General features: G+C 59.9%; 22 protein-coding genes. 9 read left to right on the top strand and 13 right to left on the bottom strand.

From position 1 onward, the window contains the following. Window positions 1-86 precede the first annotated feature (86 nt). Both QMX93_RS22870 and QMX93_RS22865 read right to left on the bottom strand, forming a co-directional pair. Entirely contained in the window at window positions 87-644 is a 558-nt protein-coding gene (locus tag QMX93_RS22870; RefSeq protein WP_282358073.1) for a YceI family protein, read from the bottom strand. A 92-nt stretch (window positions 645-736) separates the two neighbouring features. Further along, window positions 737-2,095, bottom strand: coding sequence for an MATE family efflux transporter (locus tag QMX93_RS22865; protein ID WP_053121529.1), 1,359 nt, complete (start codon window positions 2,093-2,095; stop codon window positions 737-739). Window positions 2,096-2,265: 170 nt separating this feature from the next. Between QMX93_RS22865 and QMX93_RS22860 the strand changes: the two genes are divergently transcribed. Further along, window positions 2,266-2,832 (top strand): chorismate mutase, encoded by a 567-nt coding sequence (locus tag QMX93_RS22860; RefSeq protein ID WP_282358072.1) that lies wholly within the window; start codon window positions 2,266-2,268, stop codon window positions 2,830-2,832. Window positions 2,833-2,976: 144 nt separating this feature from the next. After that, window positions 2,977-4,620, top strand: a complete 1,644-nt coding sequence (locus tag QMX93_RS22855; protein WP_282358071.1) for a diguanylate cyclase — start codon at window positions 2,977-2,979, stop codon at window positions 4,618-4,620. Here the strand turns inward: QMX93_RS22855 and QMX93_RS22850 are convergent, their stop codons facing one another. The 3 genes from QMX93_RS22850 to QMX93_RS22840 all read right to left on the bottom strand — a co-directional run bounded on the left by QMX93_RS22850 (window position 4,621) and on the right by QMX93_RS22840 (window position 7,446). After that, window positions 4,621-4,914, bottom strand: a complete 294-nt coding sequence (locus tag QMX93_RS22850; RefSeq protein WP_282358070.1) for a hypothetical protein — start codon at window positions 4,912-4,914, stop codon at window positions 4,621-4,623. Window positions 4,915-5,003: 89 nt separating this feature from the next. Beyond that, complete coding sequence (locus QMX93_RS22845; RefSeq protein WP_282358069.1) at window positions 5,004-6,092, bottom strand: polyamine ABC transporter substrate-binding protein; 1,089 nt, start codon at window positions 6,090-6,092, stop codon at window positions 5,004-5,006. A gap of 52 nt (window positions 6,093-6,144) precedes the next feature. Further along, the gene (locus tag QMX93_RS22840; RefSeq protein ID WP_282358068.1) at window positions 6,145-7,446 is read right to left on the bottom strand and encodes an FAD-binding oxidoreductase; all 1,302 of its coding nucleotides are present in this window, start codon (window positions 7,444-7,446) and stop codon (window positions 6,145-6,147) included. A gap of 160 nt (window positions 7,447-7,606) precedes the next feature. Here QMX93_RS22840 and QMX93_RS22835 point away from each other — a divergent pair, with 160 nt between their 5' ends. Then, window positions 7,607-8,497 (top strand): LysR substrate-binding domain-containing protein, encoded by an 891-nt coding sequence (locus tag QMX93_RS22835; protein WP_282358067.1) that lies wholly within the window; start codon window positions 7,607-7,609, stop codon window positions 8,495-8,497. A 75-nt stretch (window positions 8,498-8,572) separates the two neighbouring features. Here the strand turns inward: QMX93_RS22835 and QMX93_RS22830 are convergent, their stop codons facing one another. Together QMX93_RS22830 and QMX93_RS22825 are read right to left on the bottom strand one after the other, a co-directional pair. After that, a complete protein-coding gene (locus QMX93_RS22830) occupies window positions 8,573-8,959 on the bottom strand; it encodes a cytochrome c family protein (RefSeq protein ID WP_159815215.1) in 387 nt (128 codons plus the stop codon). A gap of 65 nt (window positions 8,960-9,024) precedes the next feature. Next, window positions 9,025-10,356 (bottom strand): PLP-dependent aminotransferase family protein, encoded by a 1,332-nt coding sequence (locus QMX93_RS22825; protein ID WP_282358066.1) that lies wholly within the window; start codon window positions 10,354-10,356, stop codon window positions 9,025-9,027. A 90-nt stretch (window positions 10,357-10,446) separates the two neighbouring features. Between QMX93_RS22825 and QMX93_RS22820 the strand changes: the two genes are divergently transcribed. Next, window positions 10,447-11,340, top strand: a complete 894-nt coding sequence (locus tag QMX93_RS22820) for a DMT family transporter (RefSeq protein ID WP_282358065.1) — start codon at window positions 10,447-10,449, stop codon at window positions 11,338-11,340. Window positions 11,341-11,343: 3 nt separating this feature from the next. Here QMX93_RS22820 and QMX93_RS22815 read toward each other — a convergent pair whose 3' ends face one another. After that, on the bottom strand, window positions 11,344-12,159 hold the full coding sequence (locus tag QMX93_RS22815; protein WP_282358064.1) for an AraC family transcriptional regulator: 816 nt from the start codon (window positions 12,157-12,159) through the stop codon (window positions 11,344-11,346). A 133-nt stretch (window positions 12,160-12,292) separates the two neighbouring features. Here QMX93_RS22815 and QMX93_RS22810 point away from each other — a divergent pair, with 133 nt between their 5' ends. After that, the gene (locus QMX93_RS22810; RefSeq protein WP_282358062.1) at window positions 12,293-12,811 is read left to right on the top strand and encodes a carboxymuconolactone decarboxylase family protein; all 519 of its coding nucleotides are present in this window, start codon (window positions 12,293-12,295) and stop codon (window positions 12,809-12,811) included. 179 nt (window positions 12,812-12,990) lie between these two features. Here QMX93_RS22810 and QMX93_RS22805 read toward each other — a convergent pair whose 3' ends face one another. Further along, on the bottom strand, window positions 12,991-14,436 hold the full coding sequence (locus tag QMX93_RS22805) for a SulP family inorganic anion transporter (protein WP_282358060.1): 1,446 nt from the start codon (window positions 14,434-14,436) through the stop codon (window positions 12,991-12,993). A 157-nt stretch (window positions 14,437-14,593) separates the two neighbouring features. On the opposite strand from QMX93_RS22805, the gene QMX93_RS22800 reads away from it, so the two are divergent. Further along, window positions 14,594-14,902 (top strand): hypothetical protein, encoded by a 309-nt coding sequence (locus QMX93_RS22800; protein WP_282358059.1) that lies wholly within the window; start codon window positions 14,594-14,596, stop codon window positions 14,900-14,902. On the opposite strand, the gene QMX93_RS22795 is transcribed toward QMX93_RS22800, so the two are convergent. Continuing rightward, window positions 14,893-15,351, bottom strand: a complete 459-nt coding sequence (locus tag QMX93_RS22795) for a GNAT family N-acetyltransferase (protein WP_282358058.1) — start codon at window positions 15,349-15,351, stop codon at window positions 14,893-14,895. The two genes, QMX93_RS22800 and QMX93_RS22795, sit on opposite strands and share 10 nt — an antisense overlap. 142 nt (window positions 15,352-15,493) lie before the next feature. On the opposite strand from QMX93_RS22795, the gene QMX93_RS22790 reads away from it, so the two are divergent. Beyond that, window positions 15,494-16,135, top strand: a complete 642-nt coding sequence (locus tag QMX93_RS22790; RefSeq protein WP_282358057.1) for a TetR/AcrR family transcriptional regulator — start codon at window positions 15,494-15,496, stop codon at window positions 16,133-16,135. A gap of 140 nt (window positions 16,136-16,275) precedes the next feature. Here QMX93_RS22790 and QMX93_RS22785 read toward each other — a convergent pair whose 3' ends face one another. Together QMX93_RS22785 and ggt are read right to left on the bottom strand one after the other, a co-directional pair. Next, entirely contained in the window at window positions 16,276-16,809 is a 534-nt protein-coding gene (locus QMX93_RS22785) for a cysteine hydrolase family protein (RefSeq protein WP_282358056.1), read from the bottom strand. Window positions 16,810-16,874: 65 nt separating this feature from the next. After that, complete coding sequence (gene ggt / locus QMX93_RS22780; RefSeq protein WP_282358055.1) at window positions 16,875-18,602, bottom strand: gamma-glutamyltransferase; 1,728 nt, start codon at window positions 18,600-18,602, stop codon at window positions 16,875-16,877. 151 nt (window positions 18,603-18,753) lie between these two features. Between ggt and QMX93_RS22775 the strand changes: the two genes are divergently transcribed. Next, the gene (locus QMX93_RS22775) at window positions 18,754-19,290 is read left to right on the top strand and encodes a methylated-DNA--[protein]-cysteine S-methyltransferase (RefSeq protein WP_249342631.1); all 537 of its coding nucleotides are present in this window, start codon (window positions 18,754-18,756) and stop codon (window positions 19,288-19,290) included. Between the two features lie 28 nt (window positions 19,291-19,318). On the opposite strand, the gene QMX93_RS22770 is transcribed toward QMX93_RS22775, so the two are convergent. After that, window positions 19,319-19,762 carry a hemerythrin domain-containing protein gene (locus QMX93_RS22770; RefSeq protein ID WP_053121565.1) on the bottom strand — a complete coding sequence of 148 codons (444 nt, stop codon included), beginning with the start codon at window positions 19,760-19,762 and terminating at the stop codon, window positions 19,319-19,321. Between the two features lie 149 nt (window positions 19,763-19,911). Between QMX93_RS22770 and QMX93_RS22765 the strand changes: the two genes are divergently transcribed. Then, the gene (locus QMX93_RS22765) at window positions 19,912-20,337 is read left to right on the top strand and encodes a GNAT family N-acetyltransferase (RefSeq protein ID WP_212551472.1); all 426 of its coding nucleotides are present in this window, start codon (window positions 19,912-19,914) and stop codon (window positions 20,335-20,337) included. Window positions 20,338-20,436: the final 99 nt, after the last annotated feature.

The following is a 20,436-nucleotide window of genomic DNA, read 5'->3' as shown; positions in this document are numbered from 1 at the left end:
GGCTGCGATCTTTTGATCTTGTCTTTTAAAAACAGGATCAAAAGATCGCAGCCTTCGGCAGCTCCTACATTGGGAAAATCGGGGTATTACTGCTGCGGCGCCACCACTTTGATTTTGATCGCGATGTCCTTCGACACCACCGTGTCCGCCCACTCCCCCACGCCGAGCCCAAACTCGTCGCGCTTGAGCAGCAGCTCACCGTCAAAAATGCCGATGGCGTTCTCCGGCTTCAATTCAACCGGCACCTGCACGTCGCGGGTGATGCCTTTGAGGGTGAGCTGGCCGGCGATCAGGTAGCGGTTTTCGGCCACTTGCGTGAAATGGCTCGATTCGAATACCGCGACGGGGAATTTTTCCGTGCCGAACCACGCCGGTTTCACCAGTTCGGTATTGGCGTCTTCGCTGCCGGCATCGATGCTGGTGAGGTCGATGTGCAGCGTCGTGCGGGCGTTGGCGAGATTGTCGGAATCGAAGCTCAGCGTCGCCTCGAACTTGCCGAACGTGCCGTACATCCGCGAGCCCATCTGGTTATAGGTGAAGCTGATCTGACTGGCGGTCGTGTTGACCCGGTTATATTCGACCGCCTGGGCAATCGGCACGGCGCACAGGCAAAGCGCGGCAGCGAGCAGCAATCGGATCAACATGGGATTCTCCGGGCAGCGCTTACCGTCGAGGGCCTCGATTGACTAAAGCAAACAACCGACAGTTACGCCACTTCGGGATCAGGGTTTGAAGTTCAAACCATCCGCTCGATCTTCTGATGCTTCCACACCAATTTGTAATACAGCGTCTGCAACACCAGCATCCCCAGATACGCCACCGGAAACGCCATCCACACACCCTGCAAACCGTACTGGCCATCAAGCCAGTACGCCGCCGGCAACTGCACGCCGACCACACAAATAATCGCAATGATCACCGGCACCAGCACCGTGCCGCTGGCGCGCATGATCCCGCCGATGATCGCCTGGAAGCCGAACACCAACAGGCTCCAGAGCATGATGTGCAGCAGATGCTCGGCCATCGCCCGGGTCGAGTCTTCGGTCAGGAACAAGCCAAGCAACCAGTGCGACAGCAGGTAACCCAGCACAATCAACCCACCGGTCAGGCAGACGTTGATCAGCAAACCCGTGCGCAGAATCGGCGCCATGCGCTCCAGACGCCCGGCACCAATCGCCTGTGCGCCCAGAATCGACGCAGTGATGGCAATCGATAACGCCGGAAACTGCACGTAGTTAACGATCTGCGTCACCGCGCCATACGCCGCCGTCGCCTGCGAACCGTGCTGATTCACCAGCGCCAGAATCACCAGTTCCGACAACGACAGAACAATCATCTGCACGCCGGTCGGCAGGCCGATGCGCAGCACCTTGCCGAGGATTGCACCGTTGAGCCGCAGCGCTGCAAAAAACTCTCGATCCGGCGCCAGCGGATGGCCCTTGCGGATCAAGCGCCACGCTAGCCACGCCATCGCCGCGAGGTTACCGGCGAGGCCCGCGTACGCCGCACTTTGAATGCCCAGTTGCGGCAGGCCAAACCAGCCGCGAATCAACGCCGGGGTCAGCGCCAGACCCACACTGGTCGAGACGATCAGCGCCAGCAGCGGCGACAACGTGTCACTCACCCCACGTAGCAACTGGGTGAACAGCACAAACACCAGCATCGACGGCAGAATCCACATCATCACGTGCGCGTAGGCCACCGCGTCGTCCAGCACATCCGCGGGCGTGCCCAATCCGGTCAACGCCTGCCGCGCGAACACACTGCCGAGCACCGCCGCAATCAAACCAATCAGCACACCCAGCAACAACGTTGCGCCGGCGATGGCTTTAACCATATGCGGCTCGCGCGCGCCCCACGCCTGACCGATCAACACGCCCGCGCCCGCGCCAAGGCCGATGACCAGCGCGATAAAGAAGAAGATGATCGGAAACATCCCCGACACCGCCGCCAGCGCCTGAGTGCCGAGCATCTGGCCGATGTAAATGCTGTTCACCGTGCCCGACATCGACTGCAGAAAATTCGACAACACCATCGGGGCGAGGAACAACAAATACGTTTGCCAGAGGGGTTTGGTGACGGCTGGGGTTTGCATGGGGCAGGAGGTCCATCTCGACGGCAGGAAGGCTTAAGGAGGATAGCTTCGATGAGTTGTCGGCGGGGCGCAATTAACATTTAAGCTTCGTGTTTAATTTCGCCCTGAAGCGATGCCGGAGTCTGTGGTAAACAACACTCCACCCATTGTTCGTGATTGAGATTTTGCTCATGCCGCACGTTACAAATCTGCTGACCAGCGCCCTCCTCGCTCTCCTCGCCGGCAGCGCTTGCGCCGCCACGCCCAGCGCTGCTCCCGAAGCCTTGAAGCCGTTGTTGATGACGTTGAACGAGCGCCTGAACATCGGCGATCTGGTAGCGCTGACCAAGTGGGACAGCGGCAAGTCGATTCAGGACAGCGCGCGTGAAGCGCAGGTGATTGCCAATGCGCGCACGCTGGCCGCCGAGCGCAAACTTGATGCTGAAGACGTGGCGCAATTGATTGCTGCGCAAATGGAGGCCAATAAACTGGTGCAGTACGGTTTGCTCGCACAATGGCAAGCGGCGGGTGTGGCGCCGGACACTGCACGCCCGGATCTGGGCAAGCAGATTCGGCCGCGACTGGATGAGCTGCAGAGCCGATTGTTGCAGCAGTACGCTGATTTCGCGCCTTACCGTCGGGATCCGAATTGTTCGAGCTGGCTGGCGGAAGCGCGCAAGGGGTTGGCGCAGGATGCGCTGCATGAGTTGGCGTTGATGCGGAGCACCGGTGAATTGTGTGTGCGGGCGGCGAGGTAATAAGGTCAAAAGATCGCAGCCTGCGGCAGCTCCTACAAGGGTCAGCGACGGGTCTGACAAATCCTGGCGCAAGTGACGACTGGCGGTCGGTCGATCATTGCGCATACCATCCGGCCACAACTTCAAAACAGAATCCGCTCGCCCATGCTCAAAGCCAGTCTGCGTAGCCATCTCACTCTTTGGTTTGCCGGTTTATCCCTGCTGACGCTGCTGAGCGTGGGTTTCTACGTCGGTCATATCGCCACCGAGCAGATGAAACAGGCCAGTGGCAATGCGCTGCTGAGCACCGCGCGCTCGGCGGCGGCACTGCTTGGCGAACAGTTGCGCGAGCGGCAACTTGAGGTTTATTTGCTCAGTCGAGCGCCGCATCTGGAGCGCGGCGATCTGGACAACCCGGCGATTCTCAAGTCGATGCAGTTGCGCACCCAGGCCCGCGCCGAATATGCGTGGATGGGCGTGGCCGATGCCGAGGGCCTCGTGCATCAGGCCGTAAACGGTTTGCTGGTCGGTCAATCGGTGCAACAACGCCCGTGGTTCCAGGCTGGTCTGCGCAATGAGTACACCGGTGATCCGCATGAAGCCGTGTTACTCGCCAAATTGCTGCCGGGATTGCCGAATGGCGAGCCGTTGCGTTTCATCGATTTCGCCGCGCCGATTCACAACGCCGAGGGCCAGGTGATTGGTGTGCTGGGGGCTCACGCACACTGGAGCTGGGTGACGCGGATTGTCGAATCGGCGGCGGTGTCGCACAAGGATTCGGCGCCGGATCTCGAAGCGCTGATCATCGATCATGACGGTAAAGTGCTGTACCCGGAGGCGTTGATGGGCCAACAGGTCGCGGCCAACGATCCGAACTCGCCGGGCTGGACGGTCGGCGATGGTTATCTGACCAGTCGCGTGAACGTGCCGACACCGTCGAGCACTGCATTGTCGTGGTCGATTGCTGTGCGCCAACCGCTGGACACTGCCCTGCAACCGGCTCGCCTGCTGCTCTACAAACTGTTGCTGTTGGGCGTGTTCGCGGCAATCGGTTGTGGCTTGGTGGCGTACTACCTGGCGCTGTACCTCAGCCGCCCGATTGAACAACTCGCTCGCTCGGCCAAACGCGTACAGAACAATCAGCCCGGCGCACACTTCCCGCTGCAACATCCGGTGCAGGAGATTGCCCAACTCGGCCAGTCGATCGATGCGATGACGCAATCACTGCTCGGCAAAGAACGTCAGTTGCAGGAGGCCAATGCCTCGCTGGAAGCGACCGTCGCGCAACGCACTGCGGCCCTCACCCAAGCCAACGCCGAACTGCTCAGTCTGGCGACCCACGATTCCCTGACCGGCGTTTTCAACCGTCGTCGCTTCGACGAAAAGCTTACCGAGTACAACCTGCTGTTCCGCCGTACCGGCCGCCCGTTTGCCTTGCTGCTGATCGACGCCGATCATTTCAAACGGATCAACGACACCTACGGGCACGCCATCGGCGATGACGTGCTGGTGCAACTGGCGCAACTGATTCGCGAGAGCACCCGCAGCACCGATTTCGTGGCGCGCTATGGTGGTGAAGAGTTCGCGGTGTTGTTGCCGGAAGTCGCGCAACCGGATACCCCTGAAGTGGTCGCCGAGAAAATCCGCACAGCCATCGCCAACGCGCATTTCCCTCATGTCGGCAACATGACCGTCAGCATCGGCATCGGCCTGGCGGATCCGGCTGACAACAGCCAGACCCTGCTGATCAAACGCGCTGACCAACAGCTGTACCGGGCAAAAGCCGCCGGGCGCAATCAGATCGCCTGATCAGCCCTGCTTCACTTCGCAGATCCCGTTGGCCTTGTTCTTCCCGGTGTACGACACCCCCGGTGAGCCATCGGGATTGATGCTCAGCGAAATGGTCACGCCCGCGCCTTTGGCCTCGAAATAGTTGTCGTTGAATTTCTTCAATTTGGCTTCCTTGCCATTGATGTAGATCGGCCCGCCCTCATCGGCGTGAACTTCGATCTTGCCCGGGCAAGTGGCATTGAGCATCGGAATGCCAGCGTAGGCCACTGATGCGATGAGCAACAAAGGTGCTGCCAGCAACAAAGATTTCATGGAAAGCTCCTTGGTTTCGGCGACATGCCGCGCTGTCAGCAATAACCCAAAATCGCCCATCCCACCAGTGTCACCGTTGTCGCGGGGGGTCAGGTATTGGTTTTTAACTTCGTCCACAACCGCGTCGTCAGCCGCGCAATCGCTGCCGGCAGTTCTTCGACGGTGAACAATTTGTCCATCACTTCTTTTGGCGGATAAATCGCCGGATCGCCGATCACGTCCTGATTGAGAAACTCATTGGCCGCCGCATTCGGATTGGCGTAATGGATGCTGTTGCTGATGTTGGCAATTACCTTCGGTTCGAGCAGGTAGTTCATGTAGGCGTAGCCGTTCTTTTCATGCGGCGCGCTTTTCGGCATGACCATCATGTCGAACCACAACGTCGTGCCTTCGGTCGGTATCGAATAGGCGATGTCGATGCCGTTTTTGGCTTCCTTGGCGCTCGCCGCCGCTTGAACAATGTCACCGTTGAAACCGATCACCGCGCAGACGTTGCCGTTGGCCAGGTCGCTGATGTATTTCGAGGCGTGGAAATACTGGATGTACGGGCGGATTTTCAGCAAGGCCTGCTCGGCTTGTTTGTAGTCGGCCGCTTCGTGGCTGTGCGGCGGCAAGCCGAGGTAGTTGAGGGTGATTGGCAGCACCTGTGTCGGGTTGTCGATGATCGCCACACCGCACTGGCTCAGCTTCTTGATGTTCTCTTCGTCGAAAAACATCTTCCACGAGCGAGTGATATCGGTATTGCCGAAGATCGCTTTGATTTTTTCGACGTTGTAGCCGATGCCGGCCGTGCCCCACATGTACGGGTAGCCGTACTGATTACCCGGATCGTTGACTTCGAGTTTCTTCATCAGCACCGGGTCGAGGTTTTTCCAGTTCGGCAGTTGCGACTTGTCGAGTTTCTGGATCGCCCCGGCCTTGATCAGTCGCGAGAGAAAGTGGTTCGACGGGCTGACCACGTCATAACCGGTGTTGCCGGTCATCAACTTCGACTCCAGCACTTCGTTGCTGTCGTGGATGTCGTAAGTGGTCTTGATGCCGCTGGTCTGGGTGAAATTGGCCAGCGTGTCCGGGGCGATGTAGCTGTTCCAGTTGGAAATATTCACGGTTTCGTCGGCACAAGCGGCCGCCGACGTTGCAGCGAGGGCGATCGCCAGGGTGAGCGTATTGATGCGCATGTTCTATCACCTGAAAGGAAGTGGCTTTTGTTCTTCTGCGGTACGCGGATTTTCAGATTTCTGTTCTGGCCCTGACCGCCTCCACGCGCATGCGAAGCATGGCACCGATGTCGAAGAAAGGACGCGGCGGCAACCAGCCGGGTTCGGCGCGCTGCATCACCGATTGCAGCAGTGGCGAGTCAACGCCCGAGGCCAGTTCTGCCAGGAGTCGGCCCCACAAGGTTCCGCGCGCAACGCCGGAACCGTTGCAGCCCGCCACGGCGTACACGCCCTCTTCCACCCGGTCGAAATACGCCTGACCGCTGCGGGTAGCGCTCAAATGACCGGTCCAGGTGTATTGAATGTCGCGCTCGTCGAGGAAGGGAAAACGCCGCTGCAATCCAAGCACATGGTGCTGGCGACGTTGCGCGAGTGCGCCGTTGGACAGGTCGCGCGTGCGGTATTCGGCGGTGTTGCGGATCATCACGCGGCGATCCGGGGTCAGGCGCACGGTGGCGCCGAGCGGCCGGGTCGAGAGCACGCCCCACGGCTCGACCGCGCCAATCGACTGAAACTCGTGATCGGTCAGCGGCCGCGTCAGGCTGGCGCTGAGTTCCATGGGGAATGTACCGCTGTCGTTGATGCCGACCCGAGGAATAAACGCGTTCAGGCACACCAGCACTTTCTTCGCTGCAACGCTGCCGTTCGCCGCGTTGGCGCGCAGCCCGCCCTGACTCAGACGCTCGACACTGGCGATGTCGGTGTCCTCATACACGGTGATGTTGCCCGGCAGTGCGTTGAGCAAACCTTTTACATACTTGGCCGGTTGCAGCAGCGCATTGCCGTGGCCACACCAGATCGCGGCGGCGTAGTGACGGGTACCGAGCTTTTGCGCCAACTGTTCGCCCTGCAGAAATTCGGCCCGGGCACCGAGCGCGCGCAACGTCGCCAGTTTGGCCTCGACATGATCAAGCTTGGCCGCGTCGTTGACCGCAAAGTAATAACCGCTGTCGCGAAAGTCGCACTCGATGGCGTGCTGGCCGATGCGCTGACGGACTTCTTCGCTGGCCGCCCGGGAAATCATCGTGTCGGTTTCAAATCCGGCAAACCCGGCGGTGCCGATCAATTCACTGTGCGCCGGGTGTTCATGAGCAACGACGAACCCCGAGTTACGCGCCGACGCGCCTTGCGCCGCGCGCTGCCGGTCGACCACGACGATGCGCGCCTGCGGGTGCATGTCGGCGAGCGTGTGTGCGGCACTGAGTCCGGTAATTCCGGCGCCAATCACCAGCCAATCGGCCTTCTGCGCGCCGCTCAGGCGACCGCGCTCCGGCGAATGGCCAGCCTGCGCGATCCAGCCGCATATGTTTTCCATGCATCACCTCATAGGACTGTCGTTCAACGGCTTGCCTCTGTGTAAAGTGCATGCGTGAATCGCATGGACACCTTGAGAAGATCGCCGCCAGAGCTAGAATCTATAAGGTCTTCGTCAGACCGACCAACGTTATAAAATCATCGAGCCATTCTGAAATCGCATGGATAAAATTCGCCACGTACCGTCCCTGCAAGCCATGCAGGCACTGGTCGAAGTCGCCGATTGCGGCAGCTTCACCTTGGCGGCGCAGAAGCTGTGCCTGACCCAAAGCGCGGTCAGTCGGCAAGTTCAGCAACTGGAAAGCCACTTCAATGTCGCGCTGTTTATCCGTACCAGCCGCAGCCTGCGCCTGACCGCAGAAGGCGAGCAGGTGCTGGCCAGCGCGCGCAGCATTCTCGAACAACTGAAAAGTCTCGAAGAGCGCCTCGCCCCACAGGAGCGGCCATTCCGCATCCGCATGCACGTGTCACTGGCGGTGCGCTGGCTGCTGCCCAAACTCAGCGACTTTTACCTCAGCCATCCCGAGGTTTCCTTGGCGATTGAAACGGTCGCCACCGAAGTGGTTGAGCCGGCCAGCGACAGCGACGCGTACATTCTGTATCTGCCGCAAGCGACCAGCGACCCGGCGTATCTGACGCTGTTTGAAGAAACGCTGGTGCCGGTGTGCGCGCCCAATCTGCCGGGCGCACCGCGATCAGTGGACGAGTTGCAGCGTTTTGCCTTGCTGCATCGCTCGGCTGATCGTCAGGCGTGGTTCGAATGGCTGGCGGCGAATAATGGAAAACCGCTGGAGGATTACCGACACATCCCGTTCAACCTTGATGAGTTGGCACTGGATGCGGCGGCGCGGGGGTTGGGCGTGGCGGTCACTGACATGACGCTGGCGGCGGAATCGCTGGAGCGCGGTGTGTTGGTGGTGCCGTTCGGCCCACCGCTGAAAACCGGCGGCATTTATTCGCTGTGCCTGCAGCCGTCAGCGGCGACGCATCCGGCGTGTGCATCGGTGATGCAATGGTTCACCAAACAAACCCTCAACCCCCAATCCCCGTAGGAGCTGCCGAAGGCTGCGATCTTTTGATCTTGCCCTTAAAAAACCAGATCAAAAGATCGCAGCCTTCGGCAGCTCCTACAGGTGTTCCGAGAAGGTCTGCAGGTAGGCGAGCAGGTTGTCGAGTTTCTCTTCATCGCTCAGGCCCCAGAAAATCATCCGCGTGCCTGGCACCACGCCTTTCGGGTCTTTGAGATACGCCCTCAACGTGTCGGCATCCCAGGTCACGCCGGAGTTTTTCATCGCGTCGGAATAGACGTAATTGGCCGAAGTACCGGCAGGCCGACCGACGATGCCGTTGAGTTCCGGGCCGAAACCGGGACGGGCCGACTCACCGACCTGATGGCAACCACCACACAAACGCGGGAAGATTTTTGCCCCTGCTTCAGGGTCGCCGGCGGCTTGGGCAGTTGAACAGGTGGCGATCAGGCTCAAGGCCAGGGACAGTAAAGCAGTGGTTTTCATCGCACGATCCAAAAACAGGCGCTACACAATTGCGGCAAGCCTAACATTTTGTGCAAGGCAGTTTTTTACAGGTAAGCGCCGATGATCTTTCTGACAGTGATCAATGCCTGACGCAAAACGGCCATGTCCACCGAGCCCAGCGCCAGCCGAATCGCGTGCGGCACATGGGCGGACACCGCAAACGGTTCGGCCGTGGTGACGGAGATCTGATGCTGCTGCAGTTCCACGACGATCTGATCGGCGCGCACATCTTCCGGCAGTGGCAGCCATAAAAAGTACGAAGACGGATGGCCGATGCACGACAGCCCTTTGAGCAATTCCGCGGCCAAGGTTTGCCGTGCTTTGGCGTCATTGCGCTTCTGTTCCTCAAGCTCAATGACGGTGCCATCGTCGAGCCAGCCGCAGGCAATTGCAGTCATCACGCCGGGCGTGTTCCAGGTCGTGGCGCGAATGACGCGTTCCAGCGCCGGCACCATCCCCACGGGCGCGGCGATAAATCCGACGCGCAAACCGGTGGCGATGTTTTTCGACAGTCCGGACACGTACACAGTGCGCTCGGGCGCCAGATCAATCAGCGGGCGCGGTGGGTTTTCCACCAGAAAGGCGTAGGCCGCGTCTTCGATGATTGTCAGATCATGTCGTCGGGCGATCGCCACCAGTTGTTCACGTTGATCAATCGGCATTACCCAACCCAGCGGATTGTGCAACGTCGGCATGCTGTAAACGGCGCGCACCGCACGCTGACGGCAGAGCTTGTCCAGCGCAGGCAGATCCGGGCCGTGTTCGGTCGTCGGGATCGCCACCACTTCTAGGTGCAACGCTTCGGCCAGCACTTTGAACCCGGAATAGGTCAACGCGTCAGCGGCAATCACATCACCCGGTTTGAGCAACGCCATCAGCGTCACCGCCAGCCCTTGCTGCGCACCGTTGACGATCAGCACTTGCTCGGCCTCGACCTGCACGCCACGGCTTAGCAGATGTTGCGCAACCGACGCGCGCTCATGAGCGCGACCGGCGTGCGGCTGATAACGCAGCAACGCTTCGAGATCGCCCGACAACGCCAACTGCCGCAGCGCCGTGCGCAACAGATCCGCCTGACCGGGCAACGACGGGTAGTTGAAATTGAGGTCGATCATGCCGACCGCGACATCCTTCTGATCGATGCCCTGGCCCGGTGACAACGAGGTTTCCCGCACAAAAGTGCCGCGCCCGGCCTCGCCACTGACCAGGCCCATCGCCTCCAGTTCGGCATAAACCCGTGAAGCGGTGACCAGCGCCAGCCCTTCGCTCGCCGCCAATTGCCGGTGCGTCGGCAGGCGCGTGCCTGGCGATAGGCGACCCGAGCGAATGTCATCGGCGTAAGTATCAACCAGCGTCTTGTATCGGGAGCGCGGCATGTCGGCTGTATCCATGACAATTCTTTGATTGTCCTGATTCTCAGCCATAGGATTCAAATGACGCAACCCCACTTTTGAGCGCGCCCCGATATGGAACGAACCTCGAATCTGACAAACCCGGCACTGGAAAAAACCAGCGGCTGGATCAACGGCTTTATTGGCGTGGTGATTTTCAGCGGTTCGCTGCCAGCCACGCGATTGGCGGTGCTGGAATTCGACCCGGTGTTTCTCACGGTATTGCGTGCCGCCATCGCTGGGGTATTGGCCGTGGCACTGCTGTGGCTGTTTCGCGAACGGCGCCCCACACGCGATCAGTGGCTGTCGTTGTTCATCGTGGCGATGGGCGTGGTGCTCGGATTTCCGCTGCTGACTGCGTTGGCTTTGCAACACGTGACGTCAGCACATTCGATTGTCTTTGTAGGATTGCTGCCACTGGCGACAGCGATTTTCGGCGTGTTGCGCGGTGGTGAACGGCTGCGTCCGGTGTTCTGGATTTTCTCGGTACTCGGCAGTGCGCTGGTGGTGGGGTTTGCGATCTCTCAAGGCCTGACCGCTTCGCCAACCGGCGACTTGCTGATGTTGGCCGCCATCGTCGCCTGCGGTCTGGGCTACGCCGAAGGGGCGAAATTGTCGCGCAGCCTCGGCGGCTGGCAGGTGATTTGCTGGGCGCTGGTGTTGTCGTTGCCGCTGATGGCGGTGCTCAGTCTGTGGCTGGCGCCCGCTTCGTTCAGCACCATCAGCCTTTCGGCATGGTTGTGTCTGGGCTACGTGTCGCTGTTCAGCATGTTGATCGGTTTTGTGTTCTGGTATCGCGGCCTGGCGCAGGGCGGGATTGCGGCGGTGGGTCAGTTGCAGTTGTTGCAGCCGTTTTTTGGTTTGGCGCTGGCGGCGACGTTGTTGCATGAACACGTCAGCGTCGGCATGCTCGCGGTGACGTTGGGCGTCATTCTGTGTGTCGCCGGGGCGAAGAAGTTCGCCAAATAATCCCTAAGCGCCAGCCTTCCACTCGCGCGGGCTGAGCCCGGTCTTGCGGCGAAACGCGCGAGCCAGCGCCGAAGGGCTTTCGTAACCGACCTCTGCGGCGATCAGCGCAATTGGCTTGCCCTCGCGCAAACGTTTCTGCGCCAGGCTGACCCGCCAGCTCAGCAGATAATCAGCCGGCGTCTGCCCGACCACGCGGCGAAACTGCTCGGCAAAACTGGCGCGCGAGAGGTTGGCGACGCTGGCCAGTTCGGCCACGCTCCACGGTTTATGCGGTTGCTCGTGCATCTGGATCAAGGGCCGCGACAAACGCGGATCGGCCAGCCCGGCCATCATCCCCGGTTGTTGATCGCGACTGCTGATGAGGTGGCGCAATAGCAGAATCACCAGCAGTTCAAACAGCCGATCCATCACCGCAACCCGCCCGCAATGTCCTTCGAAGGCTTCCTTGAACAACCATTCCAGCGTGCTGCCGAGTTCGGGAATGGCGCTGAGTTTCAGCACCAGATAATCCGGCAACGCGGTGGCGAGTGCATTGCCCGAACCGCCGTCGAACGTCAGCGTGGCGCAGACCACGCGGGTGTCCATGGACTCGTCGGCAGACATTCGATGGGGAAACGGTCGCGGAAAGAAAATCAGCGAGGGTTCACTCAGCCTGAGCTCGCGTTCGTTACCCGGCCTGAGCAGCAACTCGCCCGCCTGCAACAGATGCACATGCCCGCACGGCTCGCCCTCATGCACGCTGATGCCGCAAAACGCGCCGCTGTGAAAGGTGCCGGCATTCACACCGAAGTGGCTGAGCAAAGTAGAAAGGCGATCCATTGGGCGACTCCTGCGGGCGAATCTGGACGATCTGCCGCATATCGTCGACGATTTGCCGCCAAAGCACCAGTTGCGCTCACTAACATTCATTCCATCGCCGACGCAGTTCGCGCCGGACTTTCGGAGAATCACCATGAGCCGCATCAACGCCATCAGCCTCGAAACCGCCACCGACGCCACCCGCACCGTGCTGGAAGGTGTGAAGAAGAAAATCGGTTTCCTGCCAAACCTGTTCGCCACGCTGGCCAAGGCGCCGGTCGCGCTCGACACCTACGTGCAAGCGTCAGCGACACTGGGCAAATCGTCGCTCAGCGCCAAGGAAAAAGAAGCGGTGTACCTGGCGACCTCGCAGGTTAACGGCTGCGATTATTGCCTGGCGGCGCACACCTTTTTCGGCAGCAAGGCCGGGTTGTCGGCCGAGGACATCGTCGCGGCGCGCCAAGGTGAGTTGAACGCCTATGCCGCCCTCGCCTATCAATTGACGGAAAGCCGTGGCCATTTGAGTGACGAACAAATCGCCGCCGCTCGCGCTGCGGGGATTGATGACAGCAAGATCATCGAGGTGATTGCCGTGGTGGCGGTGCAGACCTTGACCAACTACCTGAATAACGTGGCGCTGACCGAGATCGACTTCCCGGCCATCGACGCCTGATTAGAAGACCCGTGTAACCCTTGTGTTGAGGGGATTTAGCGAAACGTCGCACTGCCCCGTTGGATTGCGGAGCGATCCCTCTTTTAACTAGAAAACAGGGGCCTGCTGCGCAGTCCAACGGGGATAAATCCCCTCGCCACAAGTCCACATTCATCACAAACTCGTCTAAGCGACGTGCGTCACTCGTGATCGACGCCGGCGCGCTTGAGCAGTTTTTTGCAGCGCTCGGACAAGTGAAACACCTGCAGATCCTTACCCGCTTTGGCGTAACGCTCACGCAAGGTTTTCAGCGCGGCAATCGCCGAGTAATCGACAAAGCTCAGATGCCGACAATCGAGGGTGACTTTTTGCGGATCGGTCGCCGGGTCGAACTGGTTGAGGAACGGCGTGGTCGAGGCGAAAAACAGCGTGCCGTGCAGGCGATAGAGTTTGCTGCCATCCGCTTCCAAATGCTCATCGGCGTACAACTCGCGCGCCTGCTGCCAGGCGAAATTCAGCGCAGCGATGATGATGCCGCACAGCACAGCGGTGGCCAGATCGGTGAACACGGTGATGGTGGTCACGGCGATGATCACCAGCACATCGTTGAGCGGGACTTTGTTGATGACGCGCAACGAAGCCCAGGCGAAAGTTTGCTGCGAGACAACGAACATCACCCCGACCAACGCCGCCAGCGGAATGCGCTCGATCAACGGCGACAGAAACAGGATAAACAACAGAATCAGCACACCCGCCACGACGCCGGACAAGCGCCCGCGCCCACCGGAGCTGAGGTTGATCACGGTCTGGCCGATCATCGCGCAACCGCCCATGCCGCCGAATGCGCCCGAGACCATGTTCGCCGCGCCCAACGCCACGCATTCACGATCCGGGTAGCCACGGGTTTCGGTGATTTCGTCGGTGAGGTTCAGCGTCAGCAGGGTTTCCAGCAGCCCGACCAGCGCCATCAGAATCGCGTAGGGGGCGATGATGCGCAGGGTTTCGAGAGTCCACGGGATGTCCGGCAGAGCGAAAGTCGGCAGACCACCGGCGATGTGCGCCATGTCGCCGAGGGTGCGGGTCGGCAGGCCGAACAGATAGACCAGCAGGCCGACGCCAAGAATCGCCACCAGCGCCGGCGGCACCGCTTTGGTCAGGCGCGGCAGGATGTAAACGATCGCCATGGTCAGCGCTACCAGCCCTGCCATCAGGTACAACGGCGTGCCGCTGAGCCATTCCTCACCGTTCTTGAAATGCTCCAGTTGCGCCAGGGCAATGATGATCGCCAGACCGTTAACGAACCCGAGCATCACCGGGTGCGGCACCATGCGCACCAGTTTGCCCAAGCGCAGCAAACCGAACGTCATCATGATCAAACCGCCGAGCAGCACGGTCGCCAGTAAATACTGCACGCCGTGTTGCACCACCAGCGCAACAATCACCACCGCCATCGAACCCGCCGCCCCGGAGACCATACCGGGCCGACCGCCGAACAACGCAGTCAGCGTACAAATGATGAAAGCGCCGTACAGGCCCATCAGCGGATTGAGGTGTGCCACCAGCGCGAAGGCGATGCATTCGGGCAACAGGGCAAACGAGGTGGTGAGTCCGGCCAGGACATCGGCGCGCAGACGAATCGGTTTCATGGCTTACCTGACTGAGCGGCCAACGTCGGTGACCGCAGGTGTTCGGGGAAAAGTGGGTTGCGGATGTTACGGAATTGTCCCCGCAGCGGCCAGTGATCGCTGACAGTTATCGACCTGCGCTTTATGCTGGTGCGCTCAGTCTTCATCGAGTTCGAACATGTCTGCATTTTTAACCGCTCGCGAAGTTTGTCAGCGTTTGCGTGACGCGGCGCTTGAGGTGCTCACCTTTAAAGTAGGCGAGGCGCCCTCCGCCTCCGGGCTGGTTGCCGTCGATATCGAGGGCTGGCGCTTGCTGCTGGATTTTGACGGCGGCCGATTGCATCACTGTGAATACGCACGCGATACCGATGGGCGCGAAGGCGCGCTCGAGGGCTGGCAGCGTTATGGCACTGATCCGGTGAGTTTGCTCAGCACGTGGGAATTGGCGCAGATCGAGCGGCTACTCGCGCAATCCCCTCAGCCCTGACGCAAGTCGAGCACGTAAGTGTAATAACCGGTGTCGCGCACATACCCCAACGACTCGTACAAACCCTGCGCGGTGACGTTGTCGGTGGCGGTTTCCAGCACCAACCCCTTCGCGCCGGTTTCCAGGGCAAACGCGCGGGCGGTGTTCATCAGCAATCGGCCAACGCCGCGACCCCGGGCGGCTGGCGTGGTGAACAGATCGCTGAGCAGCCAGGTGCGGTGGGCGTCGATGGAGGAAAACGTCGGGTACAACTGCACAAATCCCAGCGCTTCACCGTGCTCGTCCTGCGCCAGAAAAATCGCTGACTCCCCAGCCGCCATTCGTTCGGCGATGAAGGCGCGCGACTGTGCCAGATTCGACGGTTGCTCGTAGAAGCCTCGATAGGCGTCGAATAACTGCGCCACCGCCTCCAGCTGTGCGGTATCGGCGCGCAATGCCTTAATCGTCATGACCCCTTCCTCGTTTATTCAATGATCGAAGCAGCATAGCGCTGTCTGTCGAGTAAGCTGGCTTCACCGCTATATAGTTTTGTATATTGCGAAACCGAAATCGCCAGAATCTTTCCATGTTGTCCATTCAGACCGTGTTTTCATGAGCGCCATCCGCGTACGCAACGAGCAGTTGATCCTCAACGCTGCCAGTGAAGAATTCGCCGCCAACGGCTTCGACGCCACCCAGACCCGCGACATCGCCGCCCGCGCCGGCGTGCCCAAGGCGAACCTGTATTACTACTTCCAGACCAAGGAAAACCTCTACTCGAAAGTCTTGCTGGGGTTTGTCGAACCGTTGCTGGAGGCGTCGGCGGTGCTGCGTGAAAGCGATGATCCGCTGGTGGGTTTGCGCGCTTACGTCGCTGCGCGGATTCGTATTGCCCGCGAGCATCCGGCGATTGCCAAGGTTTTCAGTGGAGAGTTGTTGCTCGGCGGGCGGCAGTTGCCCGACGAGTGCCGCGACCTGCTGCACGCTGAAGCGCGACGGAATGTCGAGTGTCTGCGCAGCTGGATCGAGCGCGGTTTGCTGGCACCGGTGGATCCGGAGCATTTGATGCTGTTCATCTGGTCGGCGACGCGCACGTATACCAACATCGGCTGGCAGATGGGCCGAATCATGGAACGCGAAGAGCCGCTGGATGAGGATTACGAACGGGCGGCGGAGACGATTACGCGGTTGGTGCTGGAGGGGGTTGTGGCGCCGAGGGTTGGGGAGATTCGCGGGGTGTTGTTTGCGACTTGAACCGCAGAATGACCGCAGTACATCTGCAAACACAACCCCTGTAGGAGCTGTCGAGTGAAACGAGGCTGCGATCTTTGATCATGATTTTCAAGATCAACAGATCGCAGCCTCCGGCAGCTCCTACAGGGGGTGTGGTGTTTTCAAAACGTAATGGTTGCGGCGGGTTTTACGTCGATGCGGGCGACGGAGCCGGTCAGGTGCGCGAGGTCTTTGTTGTGTTCGGCGATGATGTCGTCGGCGCTCATCGGGCCGTTGTCGACGGTGGAATGTGCGTCAGCGGCGAGCACTACGTCGTAGCCCAGTTGATGGGCCTGGCGCACGGTCGCGTTGATGCAATAGTCGGTTTGCAACCCGCAAATGACCAAGCGTTCGAAATCCTCGCTCGGCAGCAGTTTGCGTAAATCAGTCTGATAGAACGAATCGGGCGTGGTCTTGCGCACGCGTAAATCCTCGCTCGACGTTTCCAGCCCTTCGGCCAGTTGCCAGCCTTCCGCACCACGAGCCAACGGACTGTCCTTTTCTTCATGCTGAATCAGCACCACCGGTACCCCGGCCGTGCGCGCTCGGCGGCTGAGGCCGTTGATGGTGTCGATCACCCGGTGAATGTCATGGCACTCATACTCGCCCGAGCAGAGAGCTTGCTGGACGTCGATGATCAGCAATGCGGTGGTCATGATGAGCCTTCCTTGATCAGTCCTTGAAACAGGGGCGGACATGAGCCCGCCCCGTTTTACGCGCCTTAGTAACCCAATGACAACCCGGTATTACGCCGAGGATCGTTGGCGCCGTAGAAGCGGTTTTTGCCAACCGGCTTACCGCCCAGCGACGGTGCGCCGACCAGAATCGCGGCGATATGGTTGGCATCCTGCGGGCCGGCAAACTTGTGGCCCCAGCTCTCGAGAATCTTCTTCGTGTCGGGACTCGCCGCGAAGTCTTCGAGGTTGGTTTCCTCCGGCATCCACTGCTGGTGGAAGCGCGGCGCATCGACTGCTTCCTGCAGGCCCATGCCGTAGTCGATGACGTTGAGCATGGTCAGCAAGGTCGCGGTGATGATCCGGCTACCGCCCGGCGTGCCCACCACCATCACCACTTTGCCGTCTTTGGTGACGATGGTCGGGCTCATCGACGACAGCGGTGCCTTGCCCGGCGCGATCGCGTTGGCTTCGCCCTGCACCAGACCGTACATGTTCGGCACGCCGACCTTGGAGGTGAAGTCGTCCATTTCATCGTTGAGGATCACCCCGGTCTTGCTCGCCATCACGCCCGCGCCGAACCAGTCGTTGAGGGTGTAAGTGACCGAAACCGCGTTGCCCCACTTGTCGACGATCGAATAGTGCGTGGTGTTGCTGCCTTCATGCGGTGCGGTACCCGGTTTCAACTCGGCCGAGACGCCAGCCTTCTGCGGTTGAATCGCGTCGCGCAGTTTCGTTGCGTAGTTCTTGTCGAGCAGGTGTTCGATCGGGTTTTTGACGAAATCCGGATCACCCAGATAGCTGTTGCGATCCACGTACGCGTGGCGCATCGCTTCGATCTGATAGTGCATGCCCTGGGCCGAATGGAAGCCCAGATCCTTCATCGGATAGCCTTCGAGGATGTTCATGATCTGGCAGATCACCACACCGCCGGAGCTTGGCGGTGGCGCGGAAACCACGTGGTAGCCACGGTAATCACACTCGACCGGCGCCAGTTCGCGGGTCTTGTATTTGTCGAGGTCGGCCTGGGTGATGATGCCCTTGTTGGCCTGACTCGACGTCACGATCGCATCGGCGACCCAGCCTTTATAGAAGCCGTCGGTGCCTTTTTCGGAAATGGTGCGCAGGGTTTTAGCCAGATCCTTCTGCACCAGTTTCTGCCCGACCTGCATCGGCTCGCCGTTGTGCAGGAAGATCGAGCCGGAATCGCGAATGTCCTTTTTGAACACATCGGTGGCGTATTCCAGCAGCTCGACGTCGCCCTGCTCCAGTTCGAAACCGTCTTCAGCCAGTTTGATGGCCGGGGCGATCATGTCTTTGCGCGGCTTGGTGCCGTACTTGCTCAGCGCCAGTTCCATGCCGGAGACGGTGCCCGGTACGCCGACCGCCAAATGGCCGCGTGTGCTCAGGTCCGGAATGACGTTGCCTTCCTTGTCCAGGTACATATTGGCGGTCGCGGCCAGCGGCGCCTTTTCGCGGAAATCGAGGAAGGTCTTGCGTCCGTCGGCCAGTTGAATGGTCATGAAACCGCCACCGCCGAGGTTGCCCGCTGCGGGGTAAACCACCGCCAGCGCATAACCCACCGCGACGGCGGCATCCACCGCGTTGCCGCCGCTTTTCAACACATCGACGCCGACGTGGGTCGCCAGATGTTGCGCGGTGACCACCATGCCGTTTTCGGCGGCGACCGGTGCGACCGAGGCCGCGTGAGCCATCAGACAGCTGAGTGCCAATGAGGTCGCTATCAGCGATTTGGCCAAAGGTTCGTACTTCATGAGTCGATCTCTTTTTTGTTTTTAGGGTCTGTGCAAAACAGAGGCGAACGCTTCAAGAGCAACAAGCAGTATGGTCGCGATTGCGCATTGCGCCTCCCCGCGCAGGCAGTATGCTGAGCGCCATCAATGCCCTGAACCGGAGCTGGCCTGCATGGCTTTTACCTTCATCACCCTGCCCTCGCCCGTCGGCGAGTTGAAGCTGGTCGCGAACGGTTCACGACTGGCGGCCATCCTCTGGGAAAACGACAAACCGAACCGCGTGCGCCTCGGGCCGATGAGCGCAGCACCGGACAATCCGATCCTGATAAAAACAGCTCGGCAGCTGGAGGAATATTTTTCCGGCACGCGGGATTGCTTCGATCTGGAGCTGGATTTTGTCGGCACTGAGTTTCAGAAACAGGTGTGGGCGGCGTTGCTGACGATTCCGTTTGGCGAGACGCGCAGCTACAGCCAGATTGCCGCGCAGATCGGCAATCCTTCGGCGGTGAGGGCAGTGGGCGCAGCGAATGGGCGTAATCCGATTTCGATTGTGGCGCCGTGCCATCGGGTGATCGGTGCGTCGGGGAAACTCACCGGGTTTGCGGGCGGGCTGGAGGCCAAGGAGCATTTGCTGACGCTGGAGGGAGCTTTAACATCAAAAGATCGCAGCCCGCGGCAGCTCCTGCATTTGCAATTCGATCTCCTGTAGGAGCTGCCGAAGGCTGCGATCTTTTGATCTACTTAGCCTCGACCTGCTCCTGATACTCTTTTTCATATTGCCCGGCGAGCTGCACCTTCTGCTTCTCATTGAGCAATTTGCCGGCCATCTGGAAGAACTTCTGCTCTTCTTCCTCCAAGTGGTGATGCACCTTCTCCGACAACTTCTTCGCCGTCGCCAACCACGCCGGGCTCGACATCTCGGTCTCGTCGAGCTCTTCCATCATCTCGTCCATTTCATGGTGCTCGGAAATCGCGTGACGACTGAGGTCGACACCGGCATCGCACTCCATCAACGGAATGTAGAAGTGACGTTCTTCGGCGGTTTCGTGGGCTTGCAGTTCATCTTTGAGCAGTTTGTAAGCCTCAACCCGCTCCGGGGTGTCACCGCTGGTTTTGATCAGGCTTTTCGCGTAAGTGCGCTGGCGGTCGTGGCTTTCACGAAGGGCTTCAAAAATATTCATGGCGTGTCCTCATCAACCGCGTGCTGGAATGACGCTGTAAAAGCTAGACCGCGACGCGCGAGCGACGGTTCCACCGGTTTTGCGCAGGGACTTGGAAGCAGACCACCGGGCAGGATACGCTGGCGAATTATCCTACAAGGAAGTCCTGCATGAACTTGCGCATCGAGTTAACGCAAACACCCACGGAAGAACACCGCGCGGCCATTCTGGCGCCACTGCGCGCACATAACGTCTCCCAGGCCGGCCCATCGGCGTGGGAACCGATCGCGCTGTTGGTGCGCGACGAGCACGACGCTGTGCTCGGCGGCCTGTATGGCCATACGTTTTATCGCTGGTTGTTCATTGAATTGTTGGCCGTGCCGATTGAAGGGCGCGGTCAGGGCATCGGTTCGAAACTGATGCAGATGGCTGAAGATTTTGCGCGAGAGAAGGATTGCGTGGGGATCTGGCTCGACACCTTTTCGTTTCAGGCGCCTGAGTTTTACAAGAAGGTCGGGTATACCGAGTGCGGCGAGATTGTTGATTATCCGCTGGGGCATAAGCGGCATTTTTTCCAGAAGCGGCTTATAGGTTGAATGGACTGGCCCCTTCGCGAGCAGGCTCGCTCCCACATTGGAATGCATTCCAAATTGTGGGAGCGAGCCAGCTCGCGAAGGCGGCCGTCAATTCACCCA

The organism is Pseudomonas sp. PS01303 (assembly GCF_029959385.1).
Taxonomy (GTDB): Bacteria; Pseudomonadota; Gammaproteobacteria; order Pseudomonadales; family Pseudomonadaceae; genus Aquipseudomonas; species Aquipseudomonas rustica.
The sequence above is the reverse complement of the archived record's forward strand: the minus strand, read 5'-3'. Positions and strand labels throughout refer to the sequence as shown.

Coding starts and splice junctions, on each gene's coding strand:
- QMX93_RS22870 (WP_282358073.1), bottom strand. CDS start 644: ATGTTGATCCGATTGCTGCTCGCTGCCGCGCTTTGCCTGTGCGCCGTG.
- QMX93_RS22865 (WP_053121529.1), bottom strand. CDS start 2,095: ATGCAAACCCCAGCCGTCACCAAACCCCTCTGGCAAACGTATTTGTTG.
- QMX93_RS22860 (WP_282358072.1), top strand. CDS start 2,266: ATGCCGCACGTTACAAATCTGCTGACCAGCGCCCTCCTCGCTCTCCTC.
- QMX93_RS22855 (WP_282358071.1), top strand. CDS start 2,977: ATGCTCAAAGCCAGTCTGCGTAGCCATCTCACTCTTTGGTTTGCCGGT.
- QMX93_RS22850 (WP_282358070.1), bottom strand. CDS start 4,914: ATGAAATCTTTGTTGCTGGCAGCACCTTTGTTGCTCATCGCATCAGTG.
- QMX93_RS22845 (WP_282358069.1), bottom strand. CDS start 6,092: ATGCGCATCAATACGCTCACCCTGGCGATCGCCCTCGCTGCAACGTCG.
- QMX93_RS22840 (WP_282358068.1), bottom strand. CDS start 7,446: ATGGAAAACATATGCGGCTGGATCGCGCAGGCTGGCCATTCGCCGGAG.
- QMX93_RS22835 (WP_282358067.1), top strand. CDS start 7,607: ATGGATAAAATTCGCCACGTACCGTCCCTGCAAGCCATGCAGGCACTG.
- QMX93_RS22830 (WP_159815215.1), bottom strand. CDS start 8,959: ATGAAAACCACTGCTTTACTGTCCCTGGCCTTGAGCCTGATCGCCACC.
- QMX93_RS22825 (WP_282358066.1), bottom strand. CDS start 10,356: ATGCCGCGCTCCCGATACAAGACGCTGGTTGATACTTACGCCGATGAC.
- QMX93_RS22820 (WP_282358065.1), top strand. CDS start 10,447: ATGGAACGAACCTCGAATCTGACAAACCCGGCACTGGAAAAAACCAGC.
- QMX93_RS22815 (WP_282358064.1), bottom strand. CDS start 12,159: ATGGATCGCCTTTCTACTTTGCTCAGCCACTTCGGTGTGAATGCCGGC.
- QMX93_RS22810 (WP_282358062.1), top strand. CDS start 12,293: ATGAGCCGCATCAACGCCATCAGCCTCGAAACCGCCACCGACGCCACC.
- QMX93_RS22805 (WP_282358060.1), bottom strand. CDS start 14,436: ATGAAACCGATTCGTCTGCGCGCCGATGTCCTGGCCGGACTCACCACC.
- QMX93_RS22800 (WP_282358059.1), top strand. CDS start 14,594: ATGTCTGCATTTTTAACCGCTCGCGAAGTTTGTCAGCGTTTGCGTGAC.
- QMX93_RS22795 (WP_282358058.1), bottom strand. CDS start 15,351: ATGACGATTAAGGCATTGCGCGCCGATACCGCACAGCTGGAGGCGGTG.
- QMX93_RS22790 (WP_282358057.1), top strand. CDS start 15,494: ATGAGCGCCATCCGCGTACGCAACGAGCAGTTGATCCTCAACGCTGCC.
- QMX93_RS22785 (WP_282358056.1), bottom strand. CDS start 16,809: ATGACCACCGCATTGCTGATCATCGACGTCCAGCAAGCTCTCTGCTCG.
- ggt (WP_282358055.1), bottom strand. CDS start 18,602: ATGAAGTACGAACCTTTGGCCAAATCGCTGATAGCGACCTCATTGGCA.
- QMX93_RS22775 (WP_249342631.1), top strand. CDS start 18,754: ATGGCTTTTACCTTCATCACCCTGCCCTCGCCCGTCGGCGAGTTGAAG.
- QMX93_RS22770 (WP_053121565.1), bottom strand. CDS start 19,762: ATGAATATTTTTGAAGCCCTTCGTGAAAGCCACGACCGCCAGCGCACT.
- QMX93_RS22765 (WP_212551472.1), top strand. CDS start 19,912: ATGAACTTGCGCATCGAGTTAACGCAAACACCCACGGAAGAACACCGC.